At 26.6% G+C, this 25474-nt stretch carries 17 protein-coding genes, 1 pseudogene and 1 riboswitch; of the genes and pseudogenes, 11 read left to right on the plus strand and 7 right to left on the minus strand.

Annotation, left to right across the window (positions count from 1 at the left end; translation table 11 throughout):
• Window positions 1-25: 25 nt before the first annotated feature.
• On the plus strand, window positions 26-2584 hold the full coding sequence (gene xdh, locus ACFYH6_RS08715; RefSeq protein WP_416179454.1) for a selenium-dependent xanthine dehydrogenase: 2559 nt from the start codon (window positions 26-28) through the stop codon (window positions 2582-2584).
• A 150-nt stretch (window positions 2585-2734) separates the two neighbouring features.
• The gene (locus ACFYH6_RS08720) at window positions 2735-3652 is read left to right on the plus strand and encodes a lysylphosphatidylglycerol synthase domain-containing protein (protein WP_416179453.1); all 918 of its coding nucleotides are present in this window, start codon (window positions 2735-2737) and stop codon (window positions 3650-3652) included.
• 90 nt (window positions 3653-3742) lie between these two features.
• Here ACFYH6_RS08720 and ACFYH6_RS08725 read toward each other — a convergent pair whose 3' ends face one another.
• A complete protein-coding gene (locus tag ACFYH6_RS08725) occupies window positions 3743-6016 on the minus strand; it encodes a glycoside hydrolase family 10 protein (RefSeq protein ID WP_416179452.1) in 2274 nt (757 codons plus the stop codon).
• Window positions 6017-6328: 312 nt separating this feature from the next.
• On the minus strand, window positions 6329-7057 hold the full coding sequence (locus ACFYH6_RS08730) for a hypothetical protein (RefSeq protein ID WP_416179451.1): 729 nt from the start codon (window positions 7055-7057) through the stop codon (window positions 6329-6331).
• Between the two features lie 1208 nt (window positions 7058-8265).
• Here ACFYH6_RS08730 and pulA point away from each other — a divergent pair.
• Window positions 8266-11112, plus strand: a complete 2847-nt coding sequence (pulA, locus tag ACFYH6_RS08735; RefSeq protein WP_316344488.1) for a type I pullulanase — start codon at window positions 8266-8268, stop codon at window positions 11110-11112.
• 126 nt (window positions 11113-11238) lie between these two features.
• On the opposite strand, the gene thiT is transcribed toward pulA, so the two are convergent.
• Complete coding sequence (gene thiT / locus ACFYH6_RS08740; protein ID WP_416179450.1) at window positions 11239-11880, minus strand: energy-coupled thiamine transporter ThiT; 642 nt, start codon at window positions 11878-11880, stop codon at window positions 11239-11241.
• Between the two features lie 63 nt (window positions 11881-11943).
• A riboswitch (TPP riboswitch) is annotated at window positions 11944-12045 on the minus strand.
• 161 nt (window positions 12046-12206) lie between these two features.
• Between thiT and ACFYH6_RS08745 the strand changes: the two genes are divergently transcribed.
• On the plus strand, window positions 12207-12773 hold the full coding sequence (locus tag ACFYH6_RS08745; RefSeq protein WP_416179449.1) for a class I SAM-dependent methyltransferase: 567 nt from the start codon (window positions 12207-12209) through the stop codon (window positions 12771-12773).
• 47 nt (window positions 12774-12820) lie between these two features.
• Here ACFYH6_RS08745 and ACFYH6_RS08750 read toward each other — a convergent pair whose 3' ends face one another.
• On the minus strand, window positions 12821-13390 hold the full coding sequence (locus tag ACFYH6_RS08750; protein WP_416179448.1) for a serine/threonine protein kinase: 570 nt from the start codon (window positions 13388-13390) through the stop codon (window positions 12821-12823).
• A 149-nt stretch (window positions 13391-13539) separates the two neighbouring features.
• Here ACFYH6_RS08750 and ACFYH6_RS08755 point away from each other — a divergent pair.
• Window positions 13540-13989: pseudogene (locus tag ACFYH6_RS08755) on the plus strand (GNAT family N-acetyltransferase).
• A gap of 63 nt (window positions 13990-14052) precedes the next feature.
• On the opposite strand, the gene ACFYH6_RS08760 reads toward ACFYH6_RS08755, so the two are convergent.
• A complete protein-coding gene (locus ACFYH6_RS08760) occupies window positions 14053-15405 on the minus strand; it encodes an MATE family efflux transporter (RefSeq protein WP_416179447.1) in 1353 nt (450 codons plus the stop codon).
• A gap of 188 nt (window positions 15406-15593) precedes the next feature.
• Here ACFYH6_RS08760 and ACFYH6_RS08765 point away from each other — a divergent pair, with 188 nt between their 5' ends.
• The 4 genes from ACFYH6_RS08765 (at window position 15594) to ACFYH6_RS08780 (ending at window position 20212) form a co-directional block, all read left to right on the plus strand.
• Complete coding sequence (locus tag ACFYH6_RS08765; RefSeq protein ID WP_416179446.1) at window positions 15594-16796, plus strand: hypothetical protein; 1203 nt, start codon at window positions 15594-15596, stop codon at window positions 16794-16796.
• Window positions 16797-16805: 9 nt separating this feature from the next.
• Window positions 16806-17480: a response regulator transcription factor gene (locus ACFYH6_RS08770; RefSeq protein WP_416179445.1), complete on the plus strand. Its 675-nt coding sequence runs from the start codon at window positions 16806-16808 to the stop codon at window positions 17478-17480.
• Between the two features lie 4 nt (window positions 17481-17484).
• Window positions 17485-18861: a histidine kinase dimerization/phospho-acceptor domain-containing protein gene (locus tag ACFYH6_RS08775; protein WP_416179444.1), complete on the plus strand. Its 1377-nt coding sequence runs from the start codon at window positions 17485-17487 to the stop codon at window positions 18859-18861.
• Window positions 18862-18997: 136 nt separating this feature from the next.
• On the plus strand, window positions 18998-20212 hold the full coding sequence (locus tag ACFYH6_RS08780) for a winged helix-turn-helix domain-containing protein (RefSeq protein ID WP_416179443.1): 1215 nt from the start codon (window positions 18998-19000) through the stop codon (window positions 20210-20212).
• A 128-nt stretch (window positions 20213-20340) separates the two neighbouring features.
• Here ACFYH6_RS08780 and ACFYH6_RS08785 read toward each other — a convergent pair whose 3' ends face one another.
• Both ACFYH6_RS08785 and ACFYH6_RS08790 read right to left on the minus strand, forming a co-directional pair.
• Window positions 20341-22074 carry an ABC transporter ATP-binding protein gene (locus tag ACFYH6_RS08785; RefSeq protein ID WP_416179442.1) on the minus strand — a complete coding sequence of 578 codons (1734 nt, stop codon included), beginning with the start codon at window positions 22072-22074 and terminating at the stop codon, window positions 20341-20343.
• Between the two features lie 11 nt (window positions 22075-22085).
• Window positions 22086-23807 carry an ABC transporter ATP-binding protein gene (locus ACFYH6_RS08790; protein WP_416179441.1) on the minus strand — a complete coding sequence of 574 codons (1722 nt, stop codon included), beginning with the start codon at window positions 23805-23807 and terminating at the stop codon, window positions 22086-22088.
• Window positions 23808-23977: 170 nt separating this feature from the next.
• Between ACFYH6_RS08790 and ACFYH6_RS08795 the strand changes: the two genes are divergently transcribed.
• Both ACFYH6_RS08795 and ACFYH6_RS08800 read left to right on the plus strand, forming a co-directional pair.
• On the plus strand, window positions 23978-24775 hold the full coding sequence (locus tag ACFYH6_RS08795) for a DUF368 domain-containing protein (protein ID WP_416179440.1): 798 nt from the start codon (window positions 23978-23980) through the stop codon (window positions 24773-24775).
• A 477-nt stretch (window positions 24776-25252) separates the two neighbouring features.
• Window positions 25253-25435: a hypothetical protein gene (locus ACFYH6_RS08800; RefSeq protein WP_416179439.1), complete on the plus strand. Its 183-nt coding sequence runs from the start codon at window positions 25253-25255 to the stop codon at window positions 25433-25435.
• The last annotated feature ends 39 nt before the right edge of the window (window positions 25436-25474 follow it).

The following is a 25474-nucleotide window of genomic DNA, read 5'->3' on the forward strand; positions in this document are numbered from 1 at the left end:
TTCATAATTAGGAGGAGCAATATAGATGTATAATTTTAAGCTCAACGGAAGAGCTATAACTATAGAAAATGATATGCCACTACTTGACTACTTAAGAGATATAGAAAATTTAACTTCTGTAAAAAATGGATGTGCAGAAGGGGCTTGTGGAGCTTGTATGGTATTAATAGATGGCATAGCTCAAAGAGCATGTATTCAAAAGCTAAGTAAGCTAGATAATAAAGAGATAATAACAGTTGAAGGAATATGTGAAAGAGAAAGAGATGTTTTTGCATATGCCTTTGGGAAATGTGGAGCTGTTCAATGTGGATTTTGTATTCCTGGAATGGTTATTAGTGCTAAAGGACTGTTAGATAAAAATTTAAATCCAACTGAAGAGGAAATAAAAAATGCTTTAAAAGGTAATATATGTAGATGTACAGGCTATGTAAAAATAATACAGGCTGTAAAACTAGTAGCAGAATTCTTAAGAGATAATAAGGAAGTTCCAAAAGTTTATTGCAAAGGATTAGTTGGCGAAAATTTACCTAGAATAGATGCTGAAGTAAAGACTTTAGGAGTAGGTAAATATGCTGATGATTTGTATTTTCAAGGGATGCTTTATGGAGCAGCTTTAAGAACAAAATATCCTAGAGCTTTAATAAAAAATATAGATACTACAAAAGCAAAGAATCTAGAAGGAGTACATGCAGTATTAACTGCTAAAGATATTCCAGGTGATAGATATATAGGACATTTAGTGCAAGATTGGCCAGCTTTAATTGATATTGGTGAAACTACAAGATATTTAGGAGATGCCTTAGCTTTAGTTGCAGCTAAGGATAAAAAGACATTAAAAGAAGCATTAAGTCTTATAGAGGTAGATTACGAAGAACTAACTCCTTTAACTAGTCCTAAAATGGCAATGGAAGAAGGCGCGGGAAATATTCATCCAAATGGGAATATATTAAGTAAACAAGTACTAAAAAGAGGAAATGCAGAAGAAGCTATAAGAAAATCAAAATATGTTGTTACTGAAAAATATAGTACTCCTCCAACTGAACATGCATTTTTAGAACCTGAATCTGCAGTGGCAAATTATGAAGAGGGAATTTTAACTGTTTATACTGGGGGACAAGGTATCTATGATGAACTAAGAGAAATAGGAAAGTTATTAAATTTAGATAAAGATAAGCTTAGAATTAAAAGTATGCTAGTAGGTGGAGGCTTTGGAGGCAAGGAAGATATGAGTGTACAGCATCATGCAGCTTTACTAACATATTACACAAAAATGCCTGTTAAAGTAACTTTAAGTAGAAAAGAAAGTATTATAATTCATCCAAAAAGACATGCAATGGAAATGGAATTTACAACTGCTTGCGATGAAAATGGAATATTAACAGGAATGATAGCTAGATTAGTTTCTGATACTGGTGCTTATGCATCCTTAGGGGGACCAGTTCTGCAAAGAGCATGCACTCATGCTGCAGGACCATATAATTATCAAAATGTAGATATAGAAGGTATAGCAGTTTATACTAATAATCCTCCTGCTGGAGCTTTTAGAGGCTTTGGTGTTACTCAGTCATCCTTTGCAAATGAAGCTAATATTAATAAACTTGCTGAAATAGTTGGCATTTCTTCATGGGAATTTAGATATAGAAATGCAATTAGACCAGGACAAGTATTACCTAATGGACAAATAGCAGATGAAGGTACAGCTTTGGTAGAAACTTTAGAAGCAGTAAAAGATACTTTTTATAATAATAAGCACGTTGGTATAGCTTGTGCATTTAAAAATGCAGGATTAGGAGTGGGAATACCTGATACTGGTAGATGTAGGATAGTAATTAAAGATGGAAAGGCTGTTATAAGAACTTCTGCAGCTTGTATAGGACAAGGAGTTGGAACAATAGCAACACAAATTCTTTGTGAAACTACTGGGTTAAATCCTTCATATGTGTATTTTGATCATCCAGACACATTTACAACTCCAAATTCAGGAACTACAACAGCATCAAGACAAACTGTATTTACAGGGGAAGCAACAAGATTAGCTGCATTAAAATTAAAGGAAGCTCTTAATAATAATTCTTTAAAAGAATTAGAAGGTGAAGAATTCTTCGCTGAATTTTGTCCGAAAACAGATCCTATGGGAAGTGAAAAAGAAAATCCAGTTAGTCATGTTGCCTATGGCTATGCAACACAGGTAGTTGTCTTAGATGATAATGGTAAAGTAATTAAGATTGTGGCTGCTCATGATGTTGGAAGAGCAATTAATCCTATATCAGTAGAAGGACAAATAGAAGGCGGAGTTGTTATGGGACTTGGTTATGCCTTAACAGAAGACTATCCATTAAATAATAGTATTCCTCTTGCTAAGTTTGGTACTTTAGGTTTATTTAGATCAATTTCTATACCAGAAATTAAATCTATTTTAGTAGAAAAAAATAACGAAACTTTAGCATATGGAGCTAAAGGAGTAGGAGAAATTGTAGTAGTACCAGTGGCGCCTGCAATGCAAGGAGCATATTATAAGTTGGATGGAAAATTTAGAACTAAACTTCCTCTTGAAAATACATTTTATAGAAAATCTAAAAAGTAAATCTCAAGGATAGTCTTAAAATTTTAAGGCTATCCTTATCATTTATATTATAAATTATAGATAAAATATTAAAAAAATAAAAAATTTTGAATTTATATAACAATTGATATATACTTATAAAGGTTGAATAAATTATTAGGGAGATTTTAGATGTTAGTTAAGGTTGATAATAAAGTGAAATTATGGATTAAGATATTACTAATGATTACTATTTTCACCATAATTCTCTTTCAGTTTAGTAAGATACTTTCAGATTTTGATATAAATACTTTTTATACATATAGGGACAAGCTTACTTTAATAAGATTAAGTGCTATTGCAATTTTAGGGATATTATCTTATTTACCATTGTCATTATATGATTTTATTATAAAAGATACTTGTAAAATATCATTAGATAATAAGAGTCTTTATAAATCATCTTGGATTGCAAGTTCAATATCAAGTATAGTTGGATTTGGAGGCACTGCTGCAATAGCGTTAAAAAGTTATTTTTATTCACCTTATATTAAGGATAAGGCAGCTTTAGTTAAAGAAGTTTCAAAAATGGTATTATTAAATTTTACTGGATTTTCTACAATTTGCTTTATATATTCTGTTTCTAATATAAGAAGTTTAGATAAAATTGAATTTGTAAAACTAGGTATATTATTAGCAGGCTTATATGCACCAGTTCTTTTATTATATAATCTAATTAGATTAAGAAATAATAAAAATAGAGAAAGTGCAATTAAAACTATTAAAGTAATGGTACTTTCAATATTTGAGTGGTTTGCAATGGCAATGTTATTATTTTTAATACTTAAACTATTAGGGGCAGCACTTCCTTTGTCTAAGATATTTCCAATTTATGTTGTATCATCAGCTATAGGACTTATTAGTATGATGCCAGGGGGAATTGGAGGCTTTGATATAACTTTTATTCTTGGAGTTGGATCTCTTGGTATAAATAAGGAAGAGGCTTTACTAGCTTTAGTTTTGTATCGTATAAGTTATTATATAATTCCCTTAACAGTTGGATTATTTATATTTGTTTATGAAAGAAAAATTAAATTTAATAAAAAATAGCCATAATTATTATTTATGGCTATTTTTATTAAAAATTTTAAGTATTATAGAAATAGTTTCTAATACATATATTTAGTTTTTATAATACTATTAGTTTCTAGATTTATGTTTGTTGCTATTTTTATCTTTATTCTTGTCTTTATGCTTGTCTTTATTTTTATTATGTTTATCCTTCAGTTCAGCAATTTTTTTCTCTGCTTTAACTAACTTATCTAAGTTAGTTATGGCGCTATCATTATTTGCAATGGTTACTAGTTCTCTAGCTTTAACAACAGCGGCTTCATCTTTTAATTTGATTTTCTTTACATCAGGTAATTTAGCTATAGCATCTATAGCAGCTTTTTCTTTAATTCTTTGAGTTTCCTTTAATTCTAGTAGTTTATTTTCAGCTTCTATCAGCTTATCTAAATTAGTTATATATGAATCATTATTGAAAAGAGTAACTAAATTTCTTAAATCTATTATTAGTTTTTCATCATTTAAAGATAATTCATAAGCTTTAGGTAATTTATTTATAGCTTCAATAATATTATTAGCTTCTATTTTTAAATCTAAATCTTCTTTATTGAATAAAGTAGGGTTATTTTCAACAGATGCTTTATCTATTACTGTTACAGCATAAGTATAAACCTTAGTAGAGTCAACATTAGTATCTATAAATTCTGTTCCTAAATCAGTTCCAAAACGGGCTATTAAATTTTCAGGATTAGTAATATCAACTTCATTTAAGCTTCCTTCTTGTCTATAAATAGCATAGAATTTACTATCTGTATTTGTATCAGTCCAACTTAATTTAATGGCATTTCCATCTATTATATAAGAAGGATTTGAAACAGGAACAGTTTCAACCTTATCAAGCCATGGTTTTCCAGGAGTGTTAGCAGGAACATTCAAATATTGATTTTTAAGAATAGTATTTGAATGATTTAATACATCAAATTTATCTCCAGGTGTTTGAACAGTTTTGTCTAATAATTTATCAAAGGAGAAATATGCACTACCTTTAACATTTTCAAATTTTTGATTATATTTTAATTGATTTGCTATTTCATATGGGTTTTTAAAATTATTATCCCAAGAGGCATCTATATACTTATAATTTGGATGCCCAATATATAAATGAGAATTAGTAACATCTTGGAATTGGTCATTCCACCACTTAACTAACTCTCCATAAGGTGCTGCAGAAGTATTAAAAGCCCAATAAATTTGAGGAGTTAAGTAATCAACTAAACCATCTTTTACCCATTTCCTTGTATCAGCAAATTGATCTCTAAGACTAGATGTTGATCCAACTGGAGTTACTGATCCTTCAGGATAGTCAGAGAAGTGGCCCCATATACCAAAAGGAGATATTCCAAATTGTATAGATTTATTACTTTCATTATTTATATTAGTTACTGCATTACTAACTGCTCTTACTAAGTTAGTTACATTATCTTCTCTCCACTTAGCAGCATTTTCATAATTATATTCTCCATATCCTGTAGCATATTTTTCATATGTTTCTTTATCTAAATCTTGTTTATAAAAGAAAACATCTTGTCCATTTGCACTGTATTTATAAGGATAGAAATAATCATCAAAATGAATAGCATCAACATCATATTTATTTGCCACTTCAGATACTCTAGCTACTGCATAATTAATTACTTCTGGTTCACCTGGATCTAAAAATAATTTATTTTGAAAAGTATAAACTAAATGAGGGTTTTTGCGTGCAAAATTATTTGCATCAAGATCATTTAATTTTTCTTCAACAGTTCTCTCATCTAAAGGGTTGTTAGTAACTCTATAAGGATTAAACCATGCGTGGAATTCCATACCTCTATTATGAGTTTCTGAAATTAACCATTCTAGTGGATCAAAACCATTAAAACCTGGATCCTTTCCTTGATAAGTGTAATCAGAGCCTCCACTATGAAGATATTGAGACCAAGGAGCTACTTCAGATGGATACCAAGCATCAAGCATTGGACTTACTTGGAAGGTTACAGCATTAAAATTTAGTTCTTGGAACTTGTCCAATATAGAATTTAATTGTAATTTAAATTCTTCTTCAGCAGATAAATTAGGATCCTGAGTAACAGGATTAATATCAATATTTACTACTGTTGATAGCCATGCAGTCCTAAAATCTTCTTTTTTATGCTTATATTCATTTGGAATGGTTATTTGTTCTGTTTTATTACTATTTAAATAGATAGGGGTAGTTTCATCATAAATAACTTCCATTGAATTAAAGTCATAAGATTTAAAGTTATAAAGTGGTGATTCATTAACCATAGCATTAGTAATTTTTAAGTTAATAAATTGGGTTGATAAGCTAGCTAATAGAAATAAAGTTAAAGCTTTTTTCTTCATTAAATATCCCTCCATAAGTAATAATTTTAAATTGTAAATGTTTACCACAACAATTTAATATTATTGTAGCCTAAAAGAAAGAACATTTCAATATAATTTTATAATAATGAAATAATTTTTCTAAAAATAAACGAATATTTAATTAAATTTATAAAGAAATTATATAATAAATTAAAATATATTATATAATTTAAAGTTTATATAGTTACAAAAAATATAACTAAGGGAAGTTCAAAATATGAACAACACTTAGTTATATCTTAAAATATTACTGTAAAATAAGGATTTTATTTATGTTTTTAACAAAGGGGGTTATCTTCTTCCTCCTCTATTAGCAGATTGTCCCATATTTCTATGTCCTTTATCTCCACCTCTGCCATTATTTCTATTTTCACCTCTGCTATTATTTCTGTTATTATTAGGCTTTCTATTATTTTCTGGGCCTTTAGGCTTTTCACTTCTATCATTACAATTGTCTTTATCATCTCTTATTGCATCCTTATTTGCTTTAAGTTCTGTAATTTTTCCTTCAGCAGCTATTAATTTATTTAAATTAGTTATAGCAGCATCATTATTAGCTATTGAAACTAATTCTCTAGATTTAATAACAGCTTTTTCATGTTCTAGAGTTAATGAATCAATTGCAGGAAGAGCTTCTATTGAATTAATAGCAGCTAATTCTTTATTTTTTTGTGCTTTATCAGTTGTATCTTCTTTTAATTGAGTTATTCTATTTTCTGCTTCAATAAGTTTATTTAAATTAGTTATAGCAGCATCATTGTTAGCTATTGAAACTAGTTTTCTAGCCTTTATAACAGCTTTTTCATCTTCCAAAGTTAATGCATCAATTTCTGGAAGATTGTCTATTGCTTTAATAGCAGCTAATTCTTTATTTTTTTGTGCTTTATCAGTTGTATCTTCTTTTAATTGAGCTATTTTATTTTCAGCATCAACAAGTTTATTTAAATTAGTTATAGCGGAATCATCATTAAAGATCATAACTAATTTTCTCGCTTTAACTACTGCCTTTTCGTCTTTCAAGGTTATATCATCCACTTCAGGTAGAGCTTCTATGACTGCAATAACTTTTTCTGAAGTTAAATCTGCATAAGATTCGTCTGTTAAGTCTGTATCTTCAATAGATATTTTTCTGTCTAAATCCAGGGTGGAATTTAGTTTTTGAAATTTGAATTTACTAACAGATGCAGAAGCACTATTCCAAGCTATTGGTTGGATAGCAAGAGTAGTTACTAAAAATATTGTTAAAAAATTTTTTTCATAAAAAGACCTCCTAAAAATTATTATTATTTAATTGCTATTATTTATTTAGCAATTTATGTGAATTTTAACTTAGAAGATCTATTGTTTCAATATATGTTATAAAATTGTAATACAATTTTCTGAAAATTAAATGAATATTAAACATAAGTTATAATATATTTATAGATATTATTAAAAAATTATGATGAAGTAAAATATTCTATGTGATATACTAAGATTATAAAAGTTTGCATATTATTCGGAGAGTTTATGTGAAATATCCTTATTTGATTAAATATGGATATATTGTAATTTTAGTACAATATTTTATAAATATAAAAATTATAACATTAGAATATATAAAAGGGTTTATAAAAGGAATAGTAATTTAAAATTAAAAAATAATATAATATTTATTAATATTGATAAAATAATTATAAATTAACTATAATTTAAATTTATTTATAACTAAATTTTACTATAGCTATTGTATATAGGTTTAGTGACATATGAAAAAGTAATAATATTTTTACTATCCTTAATAAATTAATATTTATTAAGGATAAAAACATGCCTAAAAATATTTATATAGTTCGTTATATAGGTATTATTAAAGAATTTAACATAGGTACTAATCACACTTATAACAATTAAGTAAATAAAATTATGATAAAATATAAATAAGAAGAGTAGGTTTACAAATATTTTCAAAAGTAAATCTAGTTATAATTCTAAGTAGAATAATAAGTGCTAAAGTTATTTAACATTTTAATACTCCTTAAAATAAAAAAGCCAATGATTTTCTTATATAAAAGTCGTTAGCTTAAATAGCAGCTTAGTATAAAGTCAAAGGAGGACTTCATTTATATATTTGCAAATATAAATAATAAGAGAGAAGATTAGAAATATACAATATTAAGATTAAGTATATTGAAACAATAATTTTTATAAAGAGTAAAATATAATATAATGGTTTTGGAGTTGAAATGATGAATAATTGTATAGAGAATATGAATTATAAAACTAAAATGTATATAAAGGCATCTTGTAATGAATTCTATTTAGAGGAAGAGATACAATTAGTTGCATTGAAAGAATCCATCTATGGAATAGAGGAAATTAAAGATGTTGAATGGGAAGTTAATTGTGAAGATAATGAAGTTTTATTAAAGGGTAATGTAATACAAATTAAAGAGCTTAATAATGATTTAAAATATATAGAGGTTAGCTTTATTGATATAGTTTCAGGAGTTAAAATATCTAGAAACTTTCCTGTAATTTTTGAAAAAAGAAAAGATACATTAGTACACTTTATTAAAAATGATGGAGATTATTTTGGTGATGGATATATATGGGATCTTTGGACCTTCTCAAATGAGGGACTTGCTTATGATGTTCAATTAAATGATAAAAGTGACTTTGGAAGATGTGCTTTTGTAAAAGAGAAAAATGTAATTGCAAGAAGAAGAGCATGGGGAAATGATTGGTCAGAGCAAACAATAACTTTTGAAATTCCAAGTAAAGTTAAGAACTGTTATATTGTTTATGGTGAAAATAGATTAATAACAGATTTAAATGAATTAGTAGATTATATTAAACCAAGAATAGAAGTTGCAATAATGGATGATAGTAAAAGTATTGTAGCTTTTTTATCTAAAGTACCTATGGATATAACAGAATTTTATATTTATATAAATGGAGTTAAGCAGGAGAATATTCAGTATAAAGTTGATAAAGTATTTAAGAAAGTAGAATTTATCAATTTAAATTTAGAAATTTCTCCAAGAGACTTAATAGAAGTCAGGGCAAGTAACACCTTTATATCCTGTAAGGTAACTATGAGAGGATATTTAGATAATTTTTATTATGAAGAAAATGATATGGGTGTAACCTTTTATGAAGATAAAATAAAACTAAGGGTATGGGCTCCTACTTCAGAGAAAACTGAGTTATGCCTTTATGATAAATGGTATGATACAGTAGAAAAAAGTAAATATGAAATGATTTATGAACCTATAAGTGGAACTTATACCTGTGAGTTAAATAGAGAAGGCAATGAAGGTAAGTTCTATATGTATAAAACTACTTTTAGGGATTTAGATATAAATGGTTATGAATGTAAAAAAGTGAATTATGCAATAGATCCATATGCTAATGCTGTAGGAGTTAATGGAAAAAAGGGATGTTTAATAGATTTAAATAAAAGTACTACTATGCCAGAAGCATGGTTACTAGATAAAAGACCAGAACTTTTAAGGAAAGAAGATAGTATAATTTATGAATTGCATATAAGAGATTTTACTATAAGTGAGGATAGTGGTATAAATAAAGCTTTAAGAGGTAAGTATTTAGGATTAGCCAAAGAAGGAACATCATTAATAGATACCAATAGAAATATTGCCGTAAAAACTGGAATAGATCACTTAAAGGATTTAGGAATTACCCATCTGCATATTTTACCTATTTTTGATTTTGGTTCTGTAGATGAAAGAAGAAGTCGTAAAAAAGAAAATAGAAGTTGGGGATATGATCCTATAAATTATAATGCTCCTGATGGAAGTTATTCTAGCGATGCTTATTCTCCTATTTCAAGAATAGTAGAACTTAGAAGTATGATAAATACCCTTCATAAAAATAATATTAGAATAGTTATGGATGTTGTATATAATCATATGCAGGATACCTCCAATTTAGATAAGTTAGTACCAGGATATTATTTTAGATCTAATTATAGAGGTAGATATACAAATGGATCTGGCTGCGGTAATGAACTTGCTACTGAAAAACCTATGGTAAGAAAATATATAGTTGATTCTATAAAGCATTGGATTAATGATTATAATATTGATGGATTTAGATTTGACCTTATGGGATTAATAGATGTGGATACTATGAAAGAAATAGTAAAGCTTTCAAATGAAGTTAATGATAATATTTTAATTTATGGTGAACCATGGAAGGGTGGAGATTCACCACTTTCAAATGGTATAAGTAAAGGAATGCAAAGAGGTCAAGAATTTTCGGTGTTTAACGATACTTTTAGAGATTACATCAGAGGGAATAATTCTCCATCTAATGGATTTGTTAACGGAAAGCAACATGATGGACCTACTGCTTGGAGCATAATAGAAGGATTAAAGGGATCTATTAATACTATTTCCTTAAATCCAGTAGAAAGCATTAATTATGTAGATGCTCATGATAATTATACCCTTTGGGATCAAATAGAAAAAAGTCTAAATCAAAATATTAAACCTAATGAATACAGAATAATAAAAGAAGATGATATCTTTGATAATCACTTAGTAAGAAGAAATGTTTTAGCACTTTCTATAATTTTATTATCTCAAGGTATTCCATTTATTCAAGGTGGAGCAGAATTATTAAGAAGTAAAAATGGTGATCATAATAGCTATAAAAGTCCTGACAATATAAATGCTATATACTGGGTTGATAAAGTTAAATATTATGAGGTGTTTAACTTTGTAAAGATGCTAATAAGAATAAGAAAGAAATTTAAAGCCTTTAGATTCGATAAAAGAGAAGATATTAATAAAATTGATATTAGCTTTTTAAATGGTGATGAAAGGGTTGGAGTAATAAAATGGCATTATAAAGATGAAAATGCTACAGGCGGCGCAAAAGAAATAATTGTAATATTTAATGCTACTACCTATGATAATTATGATATTAATAAATTTATCACAAACACTATAAGTGAAGAATGGAATATTCTAGCTATAAATGAAATAATAAATGATGAAGTAATAATGAGGGTAAAAAGAAATGAAATTCCAACTTTAAACTCTTATTCTATTTTAATAATGTATTCATAATAAAAATCATATTTATTTAAATAAAAGGCAGAAAATTTAATTAAATTTTCTGCCTTTTTAATTTAAATATATTCATAAAGTAAAGCCATAAATATATTATTTCTAATTATTTTATATAGCTAAGCTTTAACTGTAACTATTATTCATTAAGATTATTTTAGAAATAGGTAACAGAGAAATAATAATTAAAATCACTAATAAGTTTCCAAGTACTACAGATCCGTTTACAATAAAGGAATAAAGTACTGGAGACCAACCTTTTGGAGCAAATTCTCCAAAGAATAATACACCAGAGATAAAGTGAAATATAAATCTTATAAACATTCCCAAAGTTGTACCTAATAATTTCTTATTCTTAAAAAATCCAGATAGTCCAACAGCCATAAAAGGAAGGGGATAATCAAATAATACTTGTATTGGATGTAATATATAAGGACTTATAATTAAGTAAATTACTCCAAATAAGAAACCTGTAAGCATTCCTATTTCAGGACCATACATGAAGGATATTATAAGAATTGGAACCATGCTACCAAGATTAATGCTTCCAGCGCCATTAGGTAAATCAACTAATTTAACAAGATGAAGTATTGTAGCTAATGCTAAAGCTATACCTATTCTTGTTATTACTTTAGTGTCTAATTTTATCTTCTTAAATCTTATAAGAGCTAAAATTATAAGAATAACTCCAATAAGAGTAGCTAAAGATAAAGGACTATTATAAATTTCATTAAAGCCTTCCTTTAATGTATTAAAAAAATTGTTCATAAAAAAAACCTCCTTATTTAAATGCTAGGAGGTACAATATTAGTAATACTAAAAATATTACTAATAAATCTCTGACGGCTTTCCTACGCTGGTATTATCCAGATCAGGTTAAAGAGGGTTAATGAAAAATCATTTCTCAGCACAAAGGCACCCCTAGCACTTAATTATTATGTTATAACTAAATTTTATATAATATGGTTTATAAAGTCAATAATAAATGCACAAAGAATATAATACTACTATATAACGTAATATTAGGATGGACTAATATATATTTTGAAGTATAATATAAAGTAACATAATTTATATTAGAAAGGAAGAATAATATGAGTATATTTGTAGAAAAAATGAAATCTAAATTAGAAAGTACAAATAGAGTAAATCAATTAAAACCTAAGGAAACCTTAGAAAAATTAGGATTTACTGATGGAATGACCTTATGCGATATCGGTGCAGGTACTGGATTGTTTTCTATCCAAGCTTCAAATATTAGTAAAAATAAAATCTATGCAATAGATATTTCACAAGATATGGTAGATTATTTAAACTCTAAAAAAAATGAACTATCATTAGAATCTTTAATTCCAATAAAGATAGAAGGAGATAGACTTCCTATAGAAAGTAATACTGTAGACTTAGCTTTAATGATAACAGTTTTACATGAAGTTAATGATATGGAATGTACTTTAAAAGAAGCAAAAAGGATTTTAAAGGATTCAGGTAAAGCATATATAGTTGAATTTTATAAGAAAGAAACTTCATTTGGGCCACCTGTAGATATAAGAATAGAGAGTGAAGAATTAATAAATCTAAGTAAGGAAATAGGATTTGATTTTGTAGAAGAAATTAATATAAGTGAAAGTCTTTATGGAATATTATTAAAAAATCAGTAGTATATAATATTGATTTTAGATGAGGCTGTAGTAACAGCCTCACTTTTTTATCCATATCTATGAATTCTTTTTACTCGTGGTTCTGCAAGATAATCATAGGCTAAAGTCCAATAAGGTAGAAGGGATGGGTTATATTTTAATACATCCTTTAAAAATATATCAAACAAATGATATTTAACTAGTATTTTTATTATGTCCTTAGGATAAGGAGTAACTTTAGAGTAGGGTTTCCTTGGATCAATAACTTGGATTTTCCCATTGGAGTTTACAAATATATGAGCATTTCTAAAGTTAATTCTTTTAAAATTAAGCTTCTTTAAGTCTTCTATTAAGTCTATTATTTCTTTAGATAAATTATATGGTAATCCATGTTTAGAAATATATTCTTTAAGTGTTACTCCTCCAACATATTCTCTAATTAAAATATTAGAAAACCTTACAATAGAATTAGGGAAAAACCTACTATCAATAGTTTGCTTAAGTATTTCATCTTCCTTTTTAGCGTTTTTAATATCTTTAAAGACTTTTAAAGCATAACCTTCAGGAGTTAAATAAACTGCACCTTCAGCACCTGAACCTAATAATTTAAGTTCTTGTACTTCTAAGAGGTAATTCATAGCACCCACCTATAAATATTGATTTTATTTATTATATGCTATTAATTTTAGTATGTTAGTAAAGTAATTAATAAGATTTATTTAAATAAGAGTATTAATTTATATGGTATAATTTAGCTACAACTACATAGGAAAAGAGTGATTATAAAATGCATTGGAAAATAAAAAACTTTAATGAGTTATCTACAGAAGAACTATATAAAATTCTTCAGTTAAGAAGTGAAGTCTTTGTTGTAGAGTAGGAATGTATATATCAAGATTGTGATAAAAAGGATATCAAAGCAACCCATTTATTTTGCATTGAAAATGGGGAAGTTATTGCAACCTTAAGAATACTTAATAAAGGAGTATCCTATGATGAATTTTCTATAGGAAGAGTGGCAGTTAAGAAAGAATACAGAAGAAAACAATTAGGAAGAAAGTCTATGGAAATGGCTATAAATTATATTGAAGAAACCTATGGCAATAATCCTATTAGAATTTCAGCACAATGTTATATTAAGGATTTTTATAAAAGCCTAGGATTTATAGAAGTTTCAGATATTTATTTAGAGGATGATATTCCTCATATAGAAATGTTATATGAAATGAAGAATTAAAAATTAAGAATGTAGAACTTAGGTAGAAACTCCCTGTGGGAGTTTCTAAAATTATAATTTATATTACTGTTCTAATGGAATTTGCTTTTCTTTCATTATTATATTTATCCTTTTATAATAAGTTATCATAAGAGGAATGCAAGCTGCAAACCATGCAGCAGGATCAGCAAGAGCTATTCCAGTAAAATCAAGTAATAATGGTAGAGTAAAGGCTACCACCGTCCTAGCTATCATTTCAGCAAATCCAGCCATCATAGGTACAAAACTTTCTCCAACACCTTGTAATGTATTTCTATATATAAATATAAGTCCTAGTGGTATGTAAAAAATTGAAACAGTATTTAAATATTGTTTAGCATAAGATATAACTTCCATATCATTTCCACTCATAAACATCTTAGTAAAGGTTCCACCAAATAAAACTACTATAATTGTTGAAATTATACTAACTATTATACTAATTATGGCAGATTTTTTAACACCTTCTTTTATACGATCAATTCTACCTGCCCCTAAGTTTTGACCAGAATAAGTAGCCATTGCAACACCAAAGGTAACAGCAGGCTGCATAACTAATTGTTGAACCTTTGAAGCAGCAGTATAAGAAGCTATAATTTTTGAACCAAAGTTATTAAGAGCTCCTTGTAGAACCATAGCTCCAGCAGCAGTTATAGAAAATTGTAATGCCATAGGAACACCGATTCTTAATTGCTTTTTAGCATAATCTTTTCTGAATTTTAAGTGGCGTTTTTTTAATTTTAATATAGGAACTTTATTTACTATGTGTATAGAACAAAGTATAGCAGATATAGATTGAGAGATAATTGTAGCATAAGCAGCTCCAGCAACATCCATGTTAAAATTAACGATAAATACAATATCTAATATAATATTTAATATTGAAGCTATAATTAAAAAATATAATGGAGTTCTACTATCACCTAAAGCTCTTAAAATACTTGAAAGCATATTATAAAAAATGATTGCTATGTTTCCAGCAAAAATAATAATAATATAGTTCAAAGCATCCTTAATAATGTTTTCAGGAGTATTCATAAGTTCTAATAATGGCTTTGCAAAAAACATGCTTAAAGCAGTAACTATTATAGTCATAATTCCTGATAAAATTAAAGAACTTGCAAAGGACTTTTTAACTCCTTCTACATCATTTGCCCCGAATCTTTGAGATACTAGAACAGAAAACCCACTAGTTAAACCTATTACAAAACCATTAACTAAAAAAGCCATGGCACCAGTAGAGCCAACTGCTGCTAAAGCATCCACACCTAAATATCTTCCTACTATTATTGTATCAACCATACTATAGAATTGCTGAAATATGTTTCCAATAAGGAGAGGAACTGAAAAAGTTAAAATAAGTTTTACAGGATTCCCTACAGTCATATCTTTAGTCAAGCTTATTCCCCCTTTAAATATTTATTTAATATATGATTTTAAAACATATAAATAATACCATTGTACTAATTCATTATCAACTTATTTTCAAATTTAGAAAATATTTAATAACTTTGTAACAACTAAACATTACTATTTAAAAACTTCCATTTAATATATAATTAAATAAGATAAAGGGAGGTTATTTAATGAAAAAAATAATTTCATTAATTACAGGAGTATTATTGTCAGCCAGTTTAATTAGTTGTAACAGTACCAAAATATTAGAGGAAAATACTAAAAGCAATAAATTATTAAATAAATATAGGATTACAGAAAGAAATGTAAATATTAAATATGAAGATAAAATTTTTGAACCACTTTTTTATGATGAAGATGGAGTAAATGGGATCTTAGATACTCGAAAATCGGGAGTCCTTGATGAGGATGAAATTAATGTACCTTATATATTAAAGGAAGATGGAGAATTTATTAAAGAAGAAAATAAATATTTTTCTAAGGAAGGTGTAGACTTCATTAAAATAAATGGAAAAAACTCATATAGAGGAATATATAGCCAAGGTCTTCATACAAGAGGTCATATTTTTTATTATATGGATATAGAAAAAAATATTAAATTCAAGTTAGATGGATATGATGAAATATATTATAAAGCCATTGATAAATTCCAATATAGGCATTCAAAAGATTTTCAAATAAATGACGATTATTTTATAACAGAACTTTATAATATGACAGATTATTATGAATACAAGGGAGAAAAATTAATTTTAATTATAGATATAAAAAATCAAACTTATTATACAGAGATAATAAAAATGGATCCAAATATGTATTATTATGATAAAAAAGAAGAAGCTATAATGGCTATAGACTATCAAGGTAAAATTCAAAAAGTAAATTTAAAAGATAGAAAAATTTACTTTGAAGATTTTTATAAAATAAATATTTCAACCCTTGGAATAGAAGGCTTATTTGATAATAAAAAAGCAATGTTTAATAGATATATAGTAAGTGAGGATAACTTAATTTTTGAAATAAGAGGTGAAGCTGTTTTTGAAAATGTAATATATAATATAAATACAAAAAACATTAAATTAATGAATAAGGAAATATATATTCTAAGTGAAGTAGAAAATAGTAAATTTTTTGTTGTTAATACGAGTACATTACTAGATAATAAGGTTTATATTGCAGAGGTTGGTGATAATTATGAATTTGATTTGATTTATAAATTATCAGAATTAGAAAATTATGATAGCTTTATGGTAAAGGCAAATAAGGATAGTAGTAGTATATTCTTTGCTTTAGAATCTTATAATTACATTGAAGGAGAAGAACCTTTTTTAAAGGATTCCAAGTATTTATTTTTAGATATAGAGAATAATTAGGGAGGTACTATGGATAAGAGAAAAATACTAGTTGTTGAAGATGAATACTCAATAAATGACGCAATAACCTTTTCCCTTAGAAAAGAGGGTTATGATGTAAGAAGTGTATTTAATGGAAAGGATGCACTAGAAAGATTTAACGAATTTAAGCCTGACTTAGTGCTTTTAGATTTAATGCTTCCAGATATTGATGGCTTTGATATTTGCAAAGAAATATCTAAAAAAGCTTATGTTATTATGTTAACAGCTAGAGGAGAGACCTTAGATAAAATATTAGGTTTAGAACTTGGTGCAGATGATTATATAGTAAAGCCCTTTGAAATTAAAGAAGTATTAGTTAGAATAAAAGTTATTTTTAGAAGAGAAGCTAAGGGGTTAGATAAAGAGAATATAAGCGAAGACAATGAAATTATTAAAGTGTATCCCAATGATAGAAGAGTAATAAAAGATGGAAATGAAATAGTTTTAAGAAGAAAGGAATTTGATTTACTAAATTTTCTATATGAAAATAGGGGGATAGTTTTTTCAAGAAATGATTTATTAGAAAAGATATGGGGATATGACTATGAAGGAGACACTAGAACTGTAGATGTTCATATAAGAAGGCTAAGAGAAAAATTAAATGAAGATAAGGATAGCTCTATAATAGAAACAGTCTTTGGAATAGGATATATAATGAGGTGATAAATTGACTAGGACCTTAAGAGGAAAGCTATTAATAGGTACTATAGTTTCAGTTATATCTATTAATATAATATTTACTATCTTTATTTCAATTTATTTAAACAGTTCCTTTAAAGATAATATTATAGAGGAAATGAATAAAGTGAAAGTAACTGCACTAAATATAATAAATCAAAATGAAGTAATGGAAGAACCCATTTGGAAAAGTTTATCTCCAATAAATGAAATTTTTCAAGGTTATGTAAGTATTTCTGATATAAATGGAAGGATAAATCAATCTGTAGGTAAAACAATAAGCATTGAGGAAATTGAAAATACAATTTTAGAAAGTAATAATATTAAATCCATAATTAAATTTAAATTATTAGATGGTAGCTATTTTATAACATATAACTATCCTCTTTATGTTAAGGATAGTTTTATAGGGAATTTAATATTACAAAAAGATTTTTCTTATAAATATAATGAAATGATAAAAACCATATTAATTATTGTTTTAGGACAAGGTTTTGTAATAATAGCAATAGTTATAGCAATAACTTTAATAATTAATAAGTCTATAAAACCATTAAATGATTTGAAAAATTCTATGAAGGCTTTTAAATTAGGTAAGAATATTGAAGATATAGAAATTAATTCAGAAGATGAGATTTCTGATTTAGCTAAAACCTATAATTTAATGAAAAATCAATTGATGAATCAAGATAAGGCTATGAGAGAGTTTTTTAATAATGCTACTCATGAATTAAAAACTCCAATTACAGCTATTTCATTATATTCTCAAATAATAAGAGATAAGGATATAAAAGAAATAGATGAAGAATTTTTAAAAAGAGCAAGTACAAGAATAGCACTAGAATCTGAGAAGATGAAAAAACTAGTGGAGAAAATCTTAGAAAGTTCAAGGGGAAGTATATATAAGAGTAAGAATAAGACTGAATTTTCATTAACTAATATAATAAAAGAAATAATAGAAGACTTAGAAGTAAGGTTAATAGATAAGAATTTATATATAAAAGAGGAATTAGAGGAAATATCCTTCTTTGGAGTTTTAGAAGACTTTGAACAAATTATATTAAATATTTTAGATAATAGTATAAAGTATTCAATATCTAATGATATTTCAATAAAATTATATAAAGAAAATGAGAATATCTTACTAAAGATAAAAAATAAATCTTTAGAAATTCCCATGGATATAAAGGACAGGCTTTTAGAACCATTTATAAAATTTAATCATTACAAGGATATATCTAAAGAAATTAGTAGTTCAGGCCTTGGATTATATTTATGTAGTGAACTAGCAAAAGAAAATGGATGGAACTTGACTTATGAAATAATAAGTAATGATATTATCTTTACATTAAAATTAAATATATGATACTAAACCTATGCTAAATTAAAAAGTTACTAAAATGCATAGGTTTTTAATATTAAAACACTATCGCTTTGTAAAAATATGTTAAACTATATATAGCTACATAAGTTATATATTAAGAATACTAAGAGGTAGGAATATGCAAATATTTATTATGTCAAAAGCTGAATTAAGAAAATTTTTGGTTTTATATCAAGGACTATATACTAACAATACCTTTATTGGGGAAGAGGGAATTAAGAAATTTATAGAGCGAGTTGGATGTATTCAATATGATCCGTTAAATGTTGTAGGGAGAAATGCAGATTTAGTTATTCAATCAAGAATAGAAGATTATGATTCTGTTATGTTAGAGGATTTACTTTATAAGAAAAGAGAGTTAATAGATGGATGGGATAAAATGATGTCTATTTATTCTGTAAATGACTGGCCGTATTTTAAGAGGGTAAGGTCTGAGAGAAAAAAAGAGGTTGAAAGTGTACTAAAGCATAGAAATTCATTTGATGCAATAAACTACGTTGATACTGTAAAAGAATTTATACAAAAAAATGGTGCAACTATCCCATCAAAAATTGATTTGGGGTCTATAGAAAAAGGAATATGGGGTCATGGAAAACTTTCAAGTGCTACAATGGATTATTTATGGAATAGTGGTGAACTTGGAGTAAGTGAAAAGAAAAATACTCAAAAGAAATATGATTTAATTGAAAGATTATTGCCTAAAGAAATATTATATAAGGCTGAGCCCTTTCAAAATGATGATGAATTCTTTAAGTGGTATATTAAAAGGAGAATAGGGAGCATAGGAGCCTACTGGGATAGAAGTGGAGAAGGATGGTTAGGTAACTATATCTCTAATAAAGCTTTAAGAAAAAGAATATTAAATGAATTAGTAGATGAAGGAGAATTAATACTTATTAAAGTAGAAAATTTAAAAGAAACATTTTATATAAGAAAAGAAGATATATCAATTTTAAATGATTCTAGTTCAATTAATGAAAGTAATGTAAAATTTTTAGCCCCATTAGATAATTTAATTTGGGATAGGAAGTTAACTAGAGATATTTTTGATTTTGATTATACTTGGGAAGTTTATAAGCCAATAGATAAAAGAAAATATGGATATTATGTATTACCTGTCTTATATGGAGATAGAATTGTAGCAAGATTTGAACCAGAACTTAATAGAGGAGATAGTCCATTAGTAATAAAAAAATGGTGGTGGGAAGAGGATTTTAAACCAACAGATGATTGTATAGATTCTGTAAAGGTAGCACTAGATAGATTCTGTAAGTATTTAAGGTCAGAGGGAATATCTAAAGATTCATTTAGTAAAATAATAAAGAAAATATAACTATTTAAAATTAAAAGTTTAAAGGGCTGCCTAAGCAGCCCTTAATAAAAATTTAGAAACTCATGAGGGAGTTTTATCCTTAATTTTACATTTTCTATTATTCATTTTACATTGTGCGGCAGCACTTTTTATGTTGTTGCAAATTGGCTATTATAAAGATTTGCATAAAAACCATTTTTATTTAATAATTCATTATGATTACCTTTTTCTATAATTTTTCCATCCTTCATAACTAAGATTAAATTAGCTTCTCTAATAGTTGAAAGTCTGTGAGCTACTATAAAGGAAGTTCTTCCTTCCATTAATTTATTAAAGGCTCTTTGAATATAAATTTCTGTTCTGGTATCTATACTACTAGTAGCTTCATCTAAAATAAGCATAGGTGGCTTAGATAGCATAACTCTAGCTATACATAAAAGTTGCTTTTGTCCTTGAGAAAGGGAGCTATCTTCTGAAAGTATAGTATCATATCCCTTAGGTAGCCTCATAATAAATTTATGAGCATGAGCTGCCTTAGCAGCTTCTATAACTTCTTCTAAAGTGGCATCTTTTCTGCCATAGGCAATATTATCTCTAACTGATCCAGAGAAAAGCCAGGTATCTTGTAGAACCATTCCATAAAGACCTCTAGTGCTAGTTCTAGTAATATCTTCAATATTAATATTATCTATTTTTATTTCTCCAGAATTAATATTGTAAAATCTCATAAGTAAATTAATTAAAGTAGTTTTTCCACAACCAGTAGGACCAACTATTGCAATTCTATCACCAGGTTTTACATGTAAATTAAAATCTTCGATTAAAGGCTTATCTTCACTATATGAGAAATAAAGATTTTTTATATCAACATTTCCAGTACAAGTTTTTAAGTTAATAGCACCTTCCTTGTCAGAGACTTCAGGAACTTCATCTAGTATTTTAAATACTCTACTAGCAGATGCAAAGGCAGCTTGAAGCTCAGTAATTACACCAGAAATTTCATTAAAAGGCTTAGTATATTGATTAGCATAGCTTAAAAAAGCAGAAAGATTACCTATTGATAAATTACCATTTATAGCACTTAAAGCACCTATAATACCAACAGCTGCATATACAATACCATTTACAAATCTAGTGACTGGATTTGTAAGAGCTGAATAAAATTGAGCTTTTTGCCCATATGTATAAAGCTTTTTATTAATTTCTTCGAATTCTTCTTCTGCTTTTTCTTCATGAGAAAAGGCTTTTACAACTTTTTGATTTCCTATTATTTCTTCTACAAAGCCTGATAGTTCACCACGAACTTGAGATTGGTTTCTAAACATTGAATGGCAATGCTTGGCTATAGTGGAAGCAGTAAATAAGGATATAGGTGTAATTACAACTACTATTAAAGCAATTTTTACATTAATTGATAGCATAAATATTAAAGTACCAAGTATTGTTATTACTCCTGTAAATAGTTGAGTAAAGCCTTGAAGTAATCCATCTGAAACTATTTCAATATCATTTATAACACTGTTTATAATGGAACCATGGGAATGGCCATCAATAAATTTAAGTGGTAAGTCATTCAATTTATTAAAAACATCAATTCTTAAATCTTTAATAGTTTTATAACTTACTATATTTGTACATCTAGTCATTGTTAGTTGAAATAATGAAGAGAAGATTATAGTTAACAAAAGTAGTATTAATATATTAAAAAGATTAGTGAAATCAACATTACCTTTACTTGCAATAAGATCTACACCATTACCAATTAATATAGGTGTTAATAAAGTCAAGCTAATATTAATTACTGCACTAAAAAAAGCTATAATAATATATTTATTATAAGGTTTTGTATATTTTAAAATTCTTTTTATTATGGTAGTATTCAAAAGCTCACCTCCTAATTGTTTAATTGTGAAGAATATATTTCACTATATACTTGGCAATTTTTAAGAAGATAATCATGAGTTCCTATTCCTTTAATTTCACCATTATCTAAAACCACTATTTTATCAGCATTTCTTATACTACTTACTCTTTGAGAAACTATAAGTACAGTCATATCCTTAGTTTTTTCTTTTAAAGATTTTCTAAGTGCTGCATCTGTTGCAAAATCTAAAGCACTTGAACTATCATCTAATATTAAAATTTCAGGTTTAGAAATTAATGCCCTTGCAATAGTAAGCCTTTGTTTTTGACCACCAGAAAAGTTTTTGCCACCTTGAAGAACAGTAGCATTATATTTTTCAGGTAAAGAATCCACAAAGGATTTTGCCTGTGATATTTCTAAAGCTTCCTTTACATCATTAATATCAGCATCTTCCTTTCCCCATTTTAAGTTTTCTAAAATACTACCTTTAAATAAAACAGCTTTTTGAGGAACTATTCCAATTAATTTTCTTAAGTCTTTTAATTTGTAATCTTTAGTATTAAGTCCATTAACAAAAATTTCACCACTAGTAACATCATAAAATCTAGGAATTAAATTTACTAAGGTTGATTTACCGGAACCAGTTCCACCGATAATACCTATAGTTTCATTTTTATTAATGGTTAAGTTAATATCTTTTAAAGAATATTCATTAGAATCATTATATGAAAATGAAACATTTTTAAATTCAATTAATGAATTAGTTTTTTTATCTTTAATATAACTATTAATATGATTATCAGTAATTGATGGCTTAATGCTTAATATTTCTAAAACTCTATTAGCTGATGTAGCACCTTTAGTTAAAATTACAATAAGCTGAGAAAATACAATTAAAGAAAGTAAAATCTGAGTTATGTAATTTATAAAAGCAATTACTTCACCTTGAGTTAATGATCCTATATTAACCCTTATACCTCCAAACCATAAAAGAGCAATAATAGCTAAGTTCATAATCATATATGTAATTGGATTAAGTAATGCTGAAATTTTACCTACATTAATAGAAGTATCGGTAAGTTCAATAGTAGCATCTTTAAATCTTTCCTTTTCATTAGTTTCTTTAGAAAATGCTTTAATAACTCTTGCACCTTCAAGATTTTCTCTTGTAATTAAGGATAAGTTATCTAGTTTTCCTTGAATTACTTTATATAGAGGAAGAGACTTACTCATAACTAAATAAATTACTAAGGCAATTAATGGTGTAGTTAATAAAAATATTATAGAAAGCTTTAAGTCTATAGTAATTGCCATAATAGTAGAACCTATAATTATAAAGGGGCTTCTTGTACCAAGTCTTATTAACATAGCTATACCTGTTTGAATTTGATTTATATCATTAATTAATCTAGTTATAAGAGTTGGAGTTCCAATTTTATCTATTTCAGAATGAGAAAGTTTGTTAATATGTTTATATAATTTACTTCTTATTGAAGTACCTACGCCTTGGGAAGCAATAGAAGCATAATATTGACAAACTAGAGCAAACCCTAAACCAACTGCTCCTAAAAGAATTAGAAGTCCTCCCATTTTATATACATAATTAACATCTTTATTAAGAACACCAATATCTATAATTTTAGCCATTACTATTGGTATAAAAAGTTCTAGAATAGCTTCTATTAATTTAAATATTGGACCAAGAATTGATTCCTTCTTATAGTCTTTCATAAAATAAATTAGTTTTAACAATAGCATCAGTCCTTTTAATAAATATTTAATAATACTCATTATATCATCATATTAAAATAATAAAATAAATAAATCTTTACAAATATTAATAATATCTTAATTAAGTATAAAAACTTTTACTTTGAAAAATATAATATAATATATTTTAAATAATTTTTTGAGGTGTAGTAATGAATTTTATAAAGAATTTTTTTAAAGGAGTAGCAATGAGTATATCTCAAATAGTTCCTGGTGTTAGTGGAGGAACTATTGCAATGATATTAGGTATATATGATAAGTTACTTCATTCAGTTAATAATATTTTTAAAGATTTTAAAAATCAATATAGAATACTGTTACAAGTTGGAATTGGAGCAGTTGTTGGAATTTTATTATTTAGTAATATAGTAAAGACTTTATTTGATAATTATCCTATTCCTATTGGTTATTTATTTATTGGTGTAATTCTAGGGGGAGCACCACTTATGTATAGAAAAGCAACAGTTAAAGGGATAAATAAAAAAAGCTTATTATATTTAGTTTTAGGTATATTAATAGTACTTATGATGGGAATTCCCAATAATGATGCATCAGCAATAATTACTTCATTAAATCTTTTTAATTTTATTTGGCTTTTCATTGGAGGAGTAGTAGTAGCTGTAGCACTTATTTTACCAGGGATAAGTGGATCATTTATGCTATATATTTTAGGACTTTATAATACTGCTATAACAGCAGTTGTGAAGTTTAATATACCTATTTTGATACCTATAGTTTTAGGTGGGATAGTTGGAACATTACTTACGGCTCGTATAATTGAAGTATTATTGAATAAATTTCCAGAACAAACTTATATATTGATATTTGGGTTTATCTTAGGTTCGGTTTTTTCAGTTTTTCCTGGAGTAGATGGTTTAAGCACTCTTATTGGAATAATACTTGGAATTATTGGATTTATATTTACATATTATATTAGTAGAAATGAATAGATTAAAAATTAATATTGTTAATTGTATATTTATTAATAATATCTAAAGTATATAGACGGTTTATGAAAATTCAAAAAATTCTATAAATATAATTGTCAAAAGATGAGTATAATTATATAATAATAAAGTAATAAATTATAAATTCAAATTAAGGAGGTAGAGGTATGTCAAATTATTTATTAACAATGAAGAATGAAAGTGAATATAGATTATATTTTATTAATAGCTCTACCAGTGGAGATAGTTTGTAATTTTTTAGATGAAATTTAAATTATGTTAACACAGCCATGAGTTATTATACTCATGGTTTTTTTATACACTTATATTAAAAAAAGTGATATTAATATGACCCTGGGTAACTGGGGTCATTTTTATATAAAAAAATAAAATAAAGGAGGATATTTATAATGAGTAATTTAATGTTTGCGAAAAATAATAAGAAATTTGAGGCTAGAAGCAGAAATGGAGGTGTTTTATATGATAACCAGCGGAGAATTTAATAATATCATTACTACTTCAAATAGCAATATAGAATTTGAAAAATATTGCAAGAATGAAGGGGTAAGTTCATTACTAATTAAAAGTGAAATTTATAGTTTATATAATATAAAAAAAATTAATTTTTTCAAGGGATTAGTTACATTATTAAAAAAAAGATAGAAAATCAAATGAAATTATTAAATCAAACTAATTAAAATA

This window comes from Clostridium sp. HCS.1, assembly GCF_047900555.1.
Classification (GTDB): Bacteria; Bacillota; Clostridia; order Clostridiales; family Clostridiaceae; genus Clostridium.